Annotated in this window: 12 protein-coding genes; 7 read left to right on the top strand and 5 right to left on the bottom strand. The window is 71.0% G+C overall.

Annotated elements, in window-relative coordinates:
- Positions 1–80 precede the first annotated feature (80 nt).
- Positions 81–1,166, bottom strand: a complete 1,086-nt coding sequence (locus SJY14_RS12530; protein ID WP_071254420.1) for a BMP family protein — start codon at positions 1,164–1,166, stop codon at positions 81–83.
- 167 nt (positions 1,167–1,333) lie between these two features.
- Positions 1,334–2,452: a mannose-1-phosphate guanylyltransferase gene (locus tag SJY14_RS12535; RefSeq protein WP_396599044.1), complete on the bottom strand. Its 1,119-nt coding sequence runs from the start codon at positions 2,450–2,452 to the stop codon at positions 1,334–1,336.
- A gap of 96 nt (positions 2,453–2,548) precedes the next feature.
- Here SJY14_RS12535 and SJY14_RS12540 point away from each other — a divergent pair, with 96 nt between their 5' ends.
- The 5 genes from SJY14_RS12540 (at position 2,549) to SJY14_RS12560 (ending at position 7,407) form a co-directional block, all read left to right on the top strand.
- Positions 2,549–3,691 (top strand): glycosyltransferase family 4 protein, encoded by a 1,143-nt coding sequence (locus tag SJY14_RS12540; RefSeq protein WP_396599045.1) that lies wholly within the window; start codon positions 2,549–2,551, stop codon positions 3,689–3,691.
- Between the two features lie 185 nt (positions 3,692–3,876).
- Entirely contained in the window at positions 3,877–4,329 is a 453-nt protein-coding gene (gene sdhC / locus SJY14_RS12545; RefSeq protein WP_082059901.1) for a succinate dehydrogenase, cytochrome b556 subunit, read from the top strand.
- A gap of 4 nt (positions 4,330–4,333) precedes the next feature.
- Positions 4,334–4,783: a succinate dehydrogenase, hydrophobic membrane anchor protein gene (gene sdhD, locus SJY14_RS12550; protein ID WP_071254426.1), complete on the top strand. Its 450-nt coding sequence runs from the start codon at positions 4,334–4,336 to the stop codon at positions 4,781–4,783.
- A 58-nt stretch (positions 4,784–4,841) separates the two neighbouring features.
- Positions 4,842–6,650 (top strand): succinate dehydrogenase flavoprotein subunit, encoded by a 1,809-nt coding sequence (sdhA, locus tag SJY14_RS12555; protein WP_054146650.1) that lies wholly within the window; start codon positions 4,842–4,844, stop codon positions 6,648–6,650.
- Position 6,651: 1 nt separating this feature from the next.
- The gene (locus SJY14_RS12560; protein ID WP_043594421.1) at positions 6,652–7,407 is read left to right on the top strand and encodes a succinate dehydrogenase iron-sulfur subunit; all 756 of its coding nucleotides are present in this window, start codon (positions 6,652–6,654) and stop codon (positions 7,405–7,407) included.
- A 102-nt stretch (positions 7,408–7,509) separates the two neighbouring features.
- On the opposite strand, the gene SJY14_RS12565 is transcribed toward SJY14_RS12560, so the two are convergent.
- Both SJY14_RS12565 and SJY14_RS12570 read right to left on the bottom strand, forming a co-directional pair.
- Positions 7,510–7,857, bottom strand: a complete 348-nt coding sequence (locus tag SJY14_RS12565; protein WP_396599046.1) for a hypothetical protein — start codon at positions 7,855–7,857, stop codon at positions 7,510–7,512.
- Positions 7,857–8,978 (bottom strand): DUF6177 family protein, encoded by a 1,122-nt coding sequence (locus SJY14_RS12570; RefSeq protein WP_396599047.1) that lies wholly within the window; start codon positions 8,976–8,978, stop codon positions 7,857–7,859. The genes SJY14_RS12565 and SJY14_RS12570 overlap by 1 nt, the downstream gene beginning before the upstream one ends.
- Positions 8,979–9,166: 188 nt before the next feature.
- Here SJY14_RS12570 and SJY14_RS12575 point away from each other — a divergent pair, with 188 nt between their 5' ends.
- Complete coding sequence (locus SJY14_RS12575; RefSeq protein WP_071254432.1) at positions 9,167–9,910, top strand: hypothetical protein; 744 nt, start codon at positions 9,167–9,169, stop codon at positions 9,908–9,910.
- Between the two features lie 54 nt (positions 9,911–9,964).
- Here SJY14_RS12575 and ptsP read toward each other — a convergent pair whose 3' ends face one another.
- Entirely contained in the window at positions 9,965–11,614 is a 1,650-nt protein-coding gene (gene ptsP, locus SJY14_RS12580) for a phosphoenolpyruvate--protein phosphotransferase (protein ID WP_083396121.1), read from the bottom strand.
- Positions 11,615–11,780: 166 nt separating this feature from the next.
- Here ptsP and SJY14_RS12585 point away from each other — a divergent pair, with 166 nt between their 5' ends.
- On the top strand, positions 11,781–12,956 hold the full coding sequence (locus SJY14_RS12585; RefSeq protein WP_396599048.1) for a YihY/virulence factor BrkB family protein: 1,176 nt from the start codon (positions 11,781–11,783) through the stop codon (positions 12,954–12,956).
- Positions 12,957–12,963: the final 7 nt, after the last annotated feature.

Raw genomic sequence — 12,963 nt, forward strand, 5'->3', positions numbered from 1 at the left:
AGAGGGCCGGGAGCGACGGGGTGACCGTCGCTCCCGGCCCTGGGTCAGTCGATGCTAATCGATGACGGGAGGCGCTTTCGTCAGCTGGTGAGCGCCGACGGCGACTCGACCTCGATCGAGCCGTCGATGATGCCGGCTTTGATCGTGTCGAGCTCGTCCTGCAGACCGGAGTCGACCTTGTCGGCGTAGTCGTGGAACGGCGCGATGCCGACACCGTCGTTCTCGAGCGTGCCCACGTAGGGCGTGCTCGAGAACTTGTCCTCGCTGGCCTGGGTGACGACCGCGTCGGTGGCCTGCTTGATCCCCTTGAGCACCGAGGTCAGGAAGAGGTCCTTGTTGGCGCTGTCGGTCTCGTACGTGTCGCTGTCGGCACCGACCAGGACGACGTCCTTGCCGGAGTCGCGGATCGCCTCGGCGGCGCTCTGGTAGATCGGGCCGCCGACCGGCAGGATGACGTCGGCGTCCTGCTCGATCAGCGTCTGGGCGCTCTGCTTGGCCGTGGTGCCGGCTTCGAAGCCACCGGTGAAGGTGCCGGTCTGCGAGTCGACGTCCCAGCCGACGACCTTGACGTCCTTGCTCTTCTGCTCGTTGTAGTACTTCACGCCGTCGGCGAAGCCGTCCATGAAGATCGTGACGGTCGGGAACTGCATGCCACCGAAGGTGCCGACGACGCCGGTCTTCGAGTAGCTGGCCGCCGCGTAGCCGGCCAGGAAGGCGGCCTCGGAGGTGTTGAAGGTGATCGGCTGCACGTTGTCGGCCGTGATCGACGCGTCGTCGATGGTGGCGTAGTTGATGCCCGAGTTCGCCTCGGCCGCCGACTTGGTGGCGTCGGCGAGAGCGAAGCCGACCGTGACGATCAGGTTGCAGCCCTGGTCGGCGAGGTTCGACAGGTTCGCGTCGTAGACCGTCTCGTCGGCCGACTCGACCGTCTTGGGGGTCGACCCGATGGCCTTCGCGGCCTCGGTGAGGCCCTCGTAGCCGAGCTGGTTGAACGACTTGTCGTCGAAGCCGCCGGCGTCGGAGACCATGCAAGGGACGAAGTCGCTCGAGGCGCCGCTGGTCGAGCCAGAGTCGCTCTCGGGGGCCGAGGCACAGCCGGCCAGGATGACGGCGGTGCTCGCCAGGGCGAGGCCGCTGAGCACGGCCTTGCGCGCAGTTGTAGTCAAGTTGTCCTCCAGGGTGCAGCCCGGCACGAGGCGCGCCGGGTGGGTATGGCTGACAGGTTACCTATTGTGACGAGCGCCGCCGACCGTCGGGTGGTAGTGATGCCGAGGCGTTACACAGTCGCGACCACGACTTAACGAACACGAAACGTCCACGACCCCGGAGGAGCTCAGAGGACGTCGCTGCGCCCGCTGAGCTTGAGGGCGTCCACGACGCTCTTGACGCGTTGCGCGTTCGCCGTCGTCGTGACGAGCAGCGCGTCGGGGGTGTCGACCACGATGATGTCGTTGACGCCGATCAGCGAGATCAGGCGTCCGCTGTTGCCGACGACGATGCCGCTCGAACTGTCGGCCAGCACGCGGGCGTTCTCGCCGAGGATGGCCAGGTCGCTCTTGCGGCCGCCGGAGTGCAGCTTGGCGATGGACGCGAAGTCGCCGACGTCGTCCCAGTCGAAGTCGCCGGGCACGACGGCCAACCGGCCCGCCGCGGCCGCGGGTTCGGCGACCGTGTAGTCGATGGCGATCTTCTCGAGGCCGGGCCACACCTTGTCGACGACGGCGCCGCGCTTCGGGGTGTCCCACGCGGCTGCGAGCTGTTCGATGCCTTCGAGCAGGTCGGGCCGGGTCTCGCCCAGCTGCTCGAGCAGCCGGTCGGCGCGCGAGATGAACATGCCGCCGTTCCAGAGGTAGTCGCCTCCGGAGACGTAGCGTTCGGCCGTCTCGAGGTCGGGCTTCTCGACGAAGGACTCGACCGTGCGGGCGCTCGGTGCCCCTTCGATGTCGAGGGGCGCCCCGACGTGGATGTAACCGAACCCGATCGCGGGCTCGGTGGGGGTGATGCCGATCGTGGCGATGTATCCCTCGTCGGCGGCGACGATGGCCTCGTGGACCGCGCGACCGAAGCCGCGGGTGTCGGCGATGACGTGGTCGGCGGCGAACGAGCCGATGATGACGTCGGGCTCACGACGGCGCAGGATGGCGGCGGCGAGCCCGATGGCCGCCGTGCTGTCCTTCGGCTCGCTCTCGAGGACGACGTTGTGGTCGGCGAGTGCCGGCAGCTGCGACTCGACTGCGGCCCGGTGCGCCCGCCCCGTCACGACCATGATCCGTTGGTCGCCGTTCAGGGGGGCCAGGCGGTCCCAGGTGCCCCGGAGCAGAGTCGAGCCGCTACCCGTCAGGTCATGCAAGAACTTGGGGGCGTCGGCCCGGCTGAGTGGCCACAGCCGTGACCCGATTCCGCCGGCGGGGATGATGCTGTAGAACCGGTCGAGGCTTTCCTGGATCGTCATGCGTTCACCTTATCGACGCCCTTCCTCCATGCAGCCGATCCCCTCCCGCCACCGTCGCCGGTGAGGCTCGCAGCACGAGCAGTCCGAGGAGGACCGATGCGAGTCGTGATCGTGACCGAGAGCTTCCTGCCCACCGTCAACGGGGTCACCACGAGCGTGCTGCGCGTGCTCGACCACCTGGCCCGACGCGGGCACGAGGCCCTGGTCATCGCCCCGGCCGGGCGCGGGACCACGAGCTACGCCGGCTTCCCGGTCCACCGGGTGCCGTCGGTGGCCTATCGCCAGTTCCCGGTCGGCCTGCCGAACCCGCAGGTCGCGGCCGCCATCGCCGGCTTCCGACCCGACGTCGTGCACGTCGCCTCGCCGTTCCTGCTCGGCGCCCAGGCCATCGCCGCGGCCGCTCGCCTGGGCGTTCCCTCGGTCGCCGTCTTCCAGACCGACGTCGCCCGGTACGCGGGGACGAACGGGCTCGGGCTCGGATCGGCCGTCGCCTGGCGGCTCGTGCGCCGCATCCACGACCAGGCCACGACGACGCTGGTCCCCTCGCGCGCCTCCCTTCGCGACCTCGAGACGGCCGGCGTGGGCCGGCTCGCGACCTGGGGCCGGGGGGTCGACTCGGCCCTGTTCCACCCGAACCGCAAGTCGGGCGACGCGGTCCGTGCCCTGCGCGAGAGCTGGGGCGCACCCGACCGCGTGCTCGTCGGCTACGTGGGTCGCCTGGCCCCCGAGAAGCAGGTCGAGCGGCTCGCCGCCCTGCGCCCCCTGCGGGAGGCGCGCCTCGTGGTCGTCGGCGGCGGTCCCTCGCTGCCCGCCCTGCGCCGCCGCCTGCGGCATCTCGACCCGGTCTTCACCGGCCCGCTGCACGGCGAGCACCTCGCCGACGCCTACGCGGCCCTCGACGTCTTCGTGCACACGGGCTCGACCGAGACCTTCGGTCAGACCGTGCAGGAGGCCCACGCCAGTGGACTGCCGGTCGTGGCCCCGGCCGCGGGCGGACCTCTCGACCTGGTGCGGCACGGCGTCGACGGCTTCCTCTTCGACCCCCGCCACGACCACTCGCTCCGCCGGAGCGTCCGCACCCTGGTCGCCTCGGACGAGCTGCGGGCCCGCTTCGGCGAGGCCGGGAGGCGCGTGGTCGTCGGACGCACGTGGGAGACCCTCGGGGACGAGCTCGTCGAGCACTACCGACGCGCGATGGCGAGCGTCCGCGACGGGGCCGAGCGCGCCTCCGTCCGCTGATCGAGGTGCGGGCCGACGGGTCCGTCTTGTCTCGACGTCGAACGACTTCGGCGGGGCGGGGCGGCGGCCCCGCTCGGCGGGAACATAGACTGGACAGGTTCTGAGAACGCCACCAGCGGACACGGCTGTCCCTCGTACCGACCGAGCGAGAGCGTCGTCCGCCCCATCCGCGAGGAGAAGTGCTCATGGCCGAGCAGTCGACGGGAACGGTCGCATCACCGGCAGGCAGACCGGGTGCACCGAAGATCAGTGCGCCCAAGGCGCCGGGGAAGATCGCCGGCACCCTCTACCGGGGCCGTGAGGGCATGTGGTCGTGGGTGCTGCACCGCATCACCGGTGTGAGCATCTACTTCTTCCTGCTGGTGCACATCCTCGACACCGCCCTCGTCCGGATCAGCCCCGAGGCCTACAACGCGGTGATCGGCACCTACAAGAACCCGATCATGGGGCTCGGCGAGACCGGCCTCGTGGCGGCGATCCTGTTCCATGCCCTGAACGGCCTGCGGATCATCCTGATCGACTTCTGGGGCCCGGGCACCAAGTACCAGCGCGTCATGTTCTGGATCGTCATCGGCCTCGCCGTGGTCCTGTTCGCCGGTTTCGCGCCGCGCCACCTGATGAACGTCTTCTCGGAGTAGAGCCATGACCACCCAGACCGTCGAAGCCCCGCGCTCCGCCCGCGCGGCCCAACGCTCCACCAACTACGAGAAGTGGGGCTGGATCTACATGCGCGCCAGCGGCCTGCTGCTCGTCGTGCTCGTGTTCGGCCACCTGTTCATCAACCTGCTCGCGAGCGAGGGCGGCGTCAAGGCCATCGACTTCGCCTTCGTGGCCGGCAAGTGGGCCAGCCCGTTCTGGCAGGTCTACGACACCCTCCTCCTCTGGCTCGCGCTGATCCACGGCACGAACGGCATGCGCACCATCGTCAACGACTACGTGTCGAAGCCCACGGTGCGCAAGGTGCTGCTCGTCACGCTGCTCGTGTCGACCATCGTCCTGCTCGTCCTCGGCACGCTCGTGATCTACACGTTCGACCCGTGCCCCGCGAACGCCCCGGCCGACCTGCTGCCGTCGTTCTGCACCGCCGGCTAGCCACCCGGCCCACCGTCCACTCCGGCCCCCGGCCGCACGTCCCCCACCGGAAAGAACCGTGACCACACCCTCCCCCGCACCCACCAGCACCGTCGTCGACGGTGTCCACTACCACCAGCACGACATCGTCATCGTCGGGGCCGGGGGTGCGGGCATGAGGGCGGCCATCGAAGCCGGCCCGAACGCCAGCACCGCGGTGATCTCGAAGCTGTACCCGACCCGTTCGCACACCGGTGCAGCCCAGGGCGGCATGGCTGCGGCCCTCGCCAACGTCGAGGACGACAACTGGGAGTGGCACACCTTCGACACCGTCAAGGGCGGCGACTACCTCGTCGACCAGGACGCCGCCGAGATCCTCGCCAAAGAAGCGATCGACGCCGTCCTCGACCTCGAGAACATGGGTCTGCCGTTCAACCGCACGCCCGAGGGCAAGATCGATCAGCGTCGCTTCGGCGGCCACACGGCCGAGCACGGCAAGAACCCCGTCCGACGGGCCTGCTACGCCGCCGACCGCACCGGGCACATGATCCTCCAGACGCTCTACCAGAACTGCGTCAAGCACGGCATCAACTTCTTCAACGAGTTCTACGTCCTCGACCTCATCATGGGCGAGATCGACGGCGAGGAGCGCCCGGCCGGTGTCATCGCCTACGAACTCTCGACCGGCGACCTGCACGTGTTCCAGGGCAAGGCCGTCATCTTCGCCACCGGTGGCTTCGGCAAGATCTACAAGACGACGTCGAACGCACACACCCTCACGGGCGACGGCGTGGGCATCATCTGGCGCAAGGGCCTGCCGCTCGAGGACATGGAGTTCTTCCAGTTCCACCCGACCGGCCTCGCCGGGCTCGGCATCCTGCTGAGCGAGGCCGCCCGTGGTGAGGGCGCGATCCTGCGCAACAGCGAGGGCGAGCGTTTCATGGAGCGCTACGCGCCCACCATCAAGGACCTGGCGCCCCGTGACATCGTGGCGCGCTGCATGGCCACGGAGATCCGCGAGGGCCGCGGCGCAGGTCCCCACAAGGACTACGTCTACCTCGACATCACGCACCTCGACCCGGCCGTGATCGACGCCAAGCTGCCCGACATCACCGAGTTCGCCCGCACCTACCTCGGCGTCGAGCCCTACACCGAGCCCGTGCCCGTGCTGCCGACCGCCCATTACGCGATGGGCGGCATCCCGACGAACGTCAAGGCCGAGGTGCTGCGCGACAACACGACGGTCGTGCCGGGCCTCTACGCCGCCGGCGAGTGCGCCTGCGTCAGCGTGCACGGATCGAACCGCCTCGGCACCAACTCCCTGCTCGACATCAACGTCTTCGGCAAGCGAGCCGGCAACAACGCCGTCGAGTTCGTGAAGGACGCCCCGTTCGTGCCCCTGCCGGCCGACCCCGCCGGCTTCGTGCGCGGTCTCGTCGAGGACGTCCGGAACGCCACGGGCACCGAGCGCATCGCGACGTTGCGCAAAGAGCTCCAGGACAGCATGGACCGGAACGCCCAGGTGTTCCGAACGGAAGAAACGCTCGACGAGGTCACCCACGTGATCGCCGACCTGCGCGAGCGGTTCAAGAACATCTCGGTGCAGGACAAGGGCAAGCGCTTCAACACCGACCTGCTCGAGGCGATCGAATTGGGCTTCCTGCTCGACCTGGCCGAGGTCGTCGTCTACTCGGCACGCTCGCGTCAAGAGAGCCGTGGCGGACACTTCCGCGAGGACTACCCCACCCGCGACGACGAGAACTGGCTCGTCCACACGATGGCGTACCTGACCGGCGACGCCCACTCGTCGTTGGCCGGCGACCACATCCGGCTCGACACCAAGCCCGTCGTGATCACGAATTACCAGCCGATGGAACGGAAGTACTGACATGAGCACCGCTGTCCTCGAGAACAAGCCCCAGGGCTCCGACGCCGTCCCCACGTTCACGGCCACACTGATCATCCGTCGTTTCGACCCCGAGGTCGACGACGAGCCCCGCTGGCAGGACTTCGACGTCCAGGTGCTGCCGACGGACCGCGTGCTCGACGCCCTGCACCAGATCAAGTGGGAGCAGGACGGCTCGCTGACCTTCCGCCGCTCGTGCGCCCACGGCGTCTGTGGCTCGGACGCGATGCGCATCAACGGTCGCAACCGGCTGGCCTGCAAGACCCTGATCAAGGACCTCGACATCTCGCAGCCGATCTACGTCGAGGCCATCAAGGGCCTGCCGCTCGAGAAGGACCTCGTCGTCGACATGGAGCCCTTCTTCCAGTCGTACCGCGAGATCCAGCCGTTCCTGATGGCGTCGTCGAAGCCCGAGAAGGAGCGCCTGCAGAGCGCCACCCAGCGTGAGCGCTTCGACGACACGACGAAGTGCATCCTCTGCGCCGCATGCACGTCGAGCTGCCCCGTGTTCTGGACCGACGGGCAGTACTTCGGCCCGGCGGCGATCGTCAACGCGCACCGCTTCATCTTCGACTCGCGCGACGAGGGCGCCCAGGTCCGCCTCGACATCCTCAACGACAAAGAGGGCGTCTGGCGGTGCCGCACCACGTTCAACTGCACCGAGGCCTGCCCGCGGGGCATCCAGGTGACCCAGGCCATCGCCGAGGTCAAGCAGGCCGTGCTGCGCGGTCGCGCCTGACGGCGAGACACCACCACGCACGAGGGCCCGACCACCAGGTGGTCGGGCCCTCTTCTCGTGCCATCCCGTCGTGGCGGTGCCTGGGCGATCGTCGACGCCCGGTCAGTCGTCCTCGACGATGCACGCGGCCTCGAGGCCGAGAGCGAGGCGCAGCGCGACCGACACACCGGTCTCGCCCTCGTCGCCCATCGGAGCGACGGCGTCGATCCAGAACACCGGGAGGCGCACCGAGGGCGGATCGGGCAGCAGGCGATCGAGCTCCCCGGCCTCGGCCAGCTCGGCCGCCTGATAGACGGTGAGCAGGGGCACGCCGCCCACCGCGAAGACCTGGAGGGCGTCGCCGCCGTCGATCTCACGCACGCCGAGCGACCCGTCGACCGCATGGGCCGCGGTGGCGAGATCGAGCTGGTCGTACACGTGGGGACTCAGGATGGTGATGTCGCGGGGCATCAGGCCTCGTCCTCGGCCGGACGCTCGGACTCGGTCTCGGTCGAGCTCTCGTGCAGCAGGTCGAGCTCGTGCAGGTCTTCCTCCCAGGCCTGCAGCAGGGGGCTGGCGACGAGCTGGGCGAGCCGCTCGGGGCCGACGGCCTCGAGCGTGCGGTGCAAGGCGTTCCAGCCCGAGGTGACCGCGTCGCCGAGCGGCACGACGTAGGCGGGCAGGCGTGGACGACCGACCACGAGGACGGGACGTTCGGCGTCGAGGGCGGAACGTTCGAGGCCGAGCCGTCGGACGGACGGCGCCCCGATCAGCAGGGCGACCGGGTTCGGCGGCGGGTAGGTGACCGCCCGGACGCATCGGTCGGACTCACCCTCGCGGGCGATGACCAGGGCGAAGGTCGGCAGAGACGACTCGGCGATGTGGCCGAGGGCGTCGGTCAGTCGCGCGATCGCCTCGTCCAGCGAGCCCTCGGTCACGTCGACCGTCAGCGCCGTCGTCTCCTCGATGCCGTGATCGGTGACCCGAGCGGTGATCGTCGCCGAGAGATGCGGCCCCTCGACGACGACCCGCACGGTGTCGGGGGCCTGATGGCGTGCGTGCTGGGTGAGGACCCAGCGGTCCCAGACGTGCCCGAGGGGCTCGGTCGTCCCCCACCGCGTCGGGACGGAGCCCGAGGCGGCCGCTCCCAGGGTCTCGACCGCGCCTCCCAGGCTCGTGTCGTGGGACGCCCGGTGCAGCACCGTGAGGTCGACGCTGAGCTGGCAGGTGGTGTCGACGGCGTCGGCGATGACCGGCATCCGCTCGGCGGCGGGCACCGCGGCGGCCGCGGCATCCGGTTCGGCGGCTGCCGCGTCGACGTCGAGGTAGGGCACCCCCGTGAGGCCGTCACGCAGACGGTCGTGGTCGTCGTGGACCGCCCAGACTCCCCCGGCGGCGACCAGCGCGGCCCGGAGTCCGACCGTGAGGCGCGACCGTTCGCTGGTGACCAGGACGACACGTCGGCTCGTCGAGGGTCGACCGAGGAGGTCCGCGAGCGGACGACTGAGTCGGACGACGCGGGCCCTGCTGTCGACCCGGACGGCGCGAGACGTGATCGCGTCGACCAACGGGTGTCGTATCGGGATGCCCACCCGTCGATTCTGCTCCGTGGCGGACGGCCGCGACCGGATGCACGGCGGACTCGGACCAGCGCGGCCCGGGACGGCCCTCGCGGCCTAGGCTTGGTCCCCGTCATCGCCACCGACCTCGAGAGGCACGCCATGCACGACGTCCGACGTCTCGACCGACGACCCCGCCGGTCCGACCCGCGAGCGATCTCGTGAGGCGACGCCCGTACCGCAACGGCGAACGCCCCGACGACCAGCGCGAACGCCGCCGTGCCTTCGCCGCCGCCGTCCGGACGAGACCGCCCCTCCGACCCACTGGCGACCGCGAGCTCGGCCGGGCCCTCGCCCGCCTCGACGAACTCGTCGAGAAGACCCTGCTCTCGGGCGAGCACGACCGCCTGCTCGACGAGACCCGGGTGTCGGTCTGGCCGCGGGAACTCGACGCCGTCGTCACGGTCGTGGTGGACCGGCTCGATCCGCCGCCGTCGGTCGACCGGGCGGCGGTGGCCGCCGCCGTCGCGGACAACCTGGAGGCGCGGTTCGGCCTGCGCCCCGGAGCCTCCCCGACCGAGAGGTCGGTCGTCCTCTGGCAGTCCGTGGCCGGCGCGGATTCACGACTCGCCGAGAACGGGTGGGAGCGTGACGTCCTGTCGGACGACCGGGAGGCGCTGGCCGAGTTCTTCGCGTCGGACGGCGACCCGGTGCGGGCGCGCCTGACGCGGTCGTCTGGTCGCCTGCACCTCGAGTTGCGCGGCACGAACGCACCCGTCGGCGACCGGTCGTCGTCGTACGCGGTGCTCTCGCGGTCGAGTGCACTCGTCCTCGTCGACGATCCTCGCGGACTCGTCTCCGTGCTCGACGAGAGCACGGCCGGCGCACTCCGCGACGTGGTCGTCGCCTGGGGCGAACTCGCCGACCACCTCGACGAACGCCGCCCCGGGGCCGACCCGCGCTGAGGCCGGGTCTAGGACCAGGCGGCGTCGGCCCCGGGGGCCGACGCCGCATGGGCGTCAGACGGTGGCGGCTTCGGCGGCCTGGCGGGCGCCGGCGGCCGTGGTCGCCGCGACGGCGGCGGTCGCGAGTCCACGGGCCTGGTCGAGCGTGTACCGCGAGAGCTCGAGACGCACGTCGGCCAGTGCGGCGGGCGTCATCGAGAGCGTGGTGGCCCCGAGCCCGACGAGCACGACGGCCAGCAGCGGGTCGGCCGCGGCCTCGCCGCAGATGCCGACGGGCTTGCCGGCGGCCGCACCCGCGTCACCGAGCGACTTGACCAGGCGCAGCACGGCGGGGTGCCAGGGGTCCTGGTAGGCGGCCACGGAGCCGAGCATGCGGTCGGCCGCCATCGTGTACTGGGTCAGGTCGTTCGTGCCGACGCTGACGAAGTCGGCGCTGGCGAAGATCTGGTCGGCGAGCACGGCGAGCGAGGGGACCTCGGCCATGACGCCGACGGTCTTCAGCCCGAGTTCGCGGCCGAGAGCGACGAAGTACTCGGTCTCCTCGGCGTCGCTGACCATGGGTGCCATCACCCAGAGGTCGGCGGTGGTGGCGGCCTGCGCCGCCGCGAGGGCGCTGAGCTGGTCGCGCAGGATGTCTTCCTTGACGCGCAGCGCGCGGAGGCCGCGGAGGCCGAGGGCGGGATTCTCTTCGTGGGCGTCGTTCAAGAAGCTGAGCGGCTTGTCGGCGCCGGCGTCGAGGGCGCGGACGACGACCTTCTTGCCCGGGAAGGCCTCGAGCAACGCGGTGTAGCTCGCGGTCTGGCTCTCGACGGTGGGCGCGGAGGAGTTGCCGAGGAAGAGGAACTCGGTGCGGAACAGGCCGACGCCTTCGGCACCCAGCTCGATCGCCCCTGCGGCCTCGGCCGGCGCGCCGAGGTTGGCGAGCAGCGGGACGGCGTGGCCGTCGGCCAGTGCACCGTCGGTCAGGGGGGCGGCGGCCGCGGCCGCACGGTCGGCGATGCGCTTCTCGGCGTCGGCGACCTCGTCGGCGGAGGGGTCGACCGTGACGACGCCGCTCGCGGCGTCGGCCACGACGACGGTGCCGTCGGCCAGGTCGAGCGCACCGGTGACCCCGACGATCGCGGGGATCGACTTGGACCGGGCGAGGATCGCCGTGTGGGACGTGGGCCCGCCGTCGCGCGTGACGAGCGCGAGCACCTTGTCGAGGTCGAGCAGGGCGGTGTCGGCGGGCGCGAGGTCGGGTGCGACGAGGACGAACGGGATGTCGCTCTCGGGCACGCCCGGGGCGGGGACGCCGCGCAGCGAGGCGATGACGCGCTGTGCCACGTCGCCGAGGTCGGTGGCCCGCTCGGCCATGTAGCCGCCCATGCCGATCAAGAGGTCTTGGAAGGCCGCGAACGCCTCGTGCACCGCACGTTCGCCGGTGCGACCGTCGTCGATGCGGGCCTTGACGTCGTCGGTGAGGGTGGGGTCCTGGGCCATCAGCGACTGGGCGTCGAGGACGTCCTTCGCCTCGCCGCCGGCCTTCTCGCCCCGAGCCGTGAGGTCCGCGGCCACCGCGGACAGGGCGGTGAGCACCGCGTCGTACTCGAGGGCCGCGTCGGCCGTGCGCGGCTCGGTGCCCGGCTCGGGCAGCGGATCGGGCATCTTCTTGACGGGGCCGACGGCCACTCCACGTCCGACGCCAACGCCCTGTAGTGCCACGGTGAACCTCTTCGAGTCTCGATGGTGGGGACGTGCGGCAGGACGCCGGGCACGCCCACGGTCCGTCCATCGTAGACGGCACTGACCGGACGTCCGGTCAGTGCCGATCCCGGCGTCGACCCCGGCGACCCGGACCGCCTCGCCCGGCCACCCCTACCCTTGAGGAATGCGCGCGCCGTGGACCCGAGAACCGACGCCCGACCCGGCCGAGGCGACCCGCGCCTCCTCGGTGGGCGGCCCGTCCGGACGCGCCCGTCGGGCCGGGTCGCGCGTCGTGGGGTCGCGCCCGACCCGCGTGCTGGCGCGGCACGTCACGGCGAAGGGGCCGCTGCTCGCGGCCGGGCTGACCTATCAGGCGCTCTTCGCGCTGTTCGCGGCCCTGTGGGTGGGCTTCTCGGTCGCCGGGTTCGTCGTCTCGGGCGACCAGCTGCTGCGCGACGAGCTGATCGTGTTCATCCGCTCGGCCGTGCCCGGACTGATCCAGGACGTCGACGGCACGGGCGTCGTCGATCCCGAGCTGCTGCTCGACGCGTCGGTCTTCGGCTGGACCGGCGCCGTCGCCCTGCTCGGCCTGCTCGTGTCGTCCATCACGTTGCTCGGCAGCATGCGCGACTGCGTCCGGATCGTGTTCCGGGCGCCCCAACCCGTCACGCCCCTCGGTCGACTGATCGTGCGCGACCTCGGCCTGGCGCTCTGCTTCGGCGCCGCGGTCGTCGTCTCGGCGACGCTCTCGCTGCTCAGCACCACGGCGGTCTCGGGCCTGTTGTCCGGGGTCGGCGTCTCGACCCGGTCGATCGTCGGCGAGGCGACCCTTCGCGTGGTCGGCGTCGTGCTCGTGTTCGTCTTCGAGACCGCGGTGCTCGCCGTGCTGTTCCGCGTGCTGGCGGGCCTCCACATTCCTTTCCGTCGACTGCTCTCGGGGGCGATGATCGGCGCGGCCGGGTTCGTCTCGCTGACCGTGGTCGGCGGCGTCGTGCTGCGGGCCACGGGCTCGAACCCCCTGGTCGCCTCGTTCGCGGCGATCGTCGGACTGCTGATCGTGATCAACCTGCTCTGCCAGGTGCTGCTGCTCAGCGCCGGCTGGATCGCCGTCGGCATGGACGACCTCGGCGTCCTCGCCGACCCGCATCAAGAGGCGGCCCGCCTGCAGCGGCTCGAGGAGGAACGGCGAGCCCAGGAGGCGCGGGCCCGCTCGCGCGGCGGTCGTCTCGTCGACGGCGCCCGCGGCCTGCTCTCGCGGTCGCTGCGTGCCGTGCGCCGGGGCGACGCCTCCGACGTCCCGCGCACGGACACCCCGCCCACGGGCCCTCCGGACGGCACCCGTGACGGTGCCCGCCGCTAGTCTGGAG

The sequence above is a fragment of the Frigoribacterium sp. R86507 genome (assembly GCF_044597695.1).
Classification (GTDB): Bacteria; Actinomycetota; Actinomycetes; order Actinomycetales; family Microbacteriaceae; genus Frigoribacterium.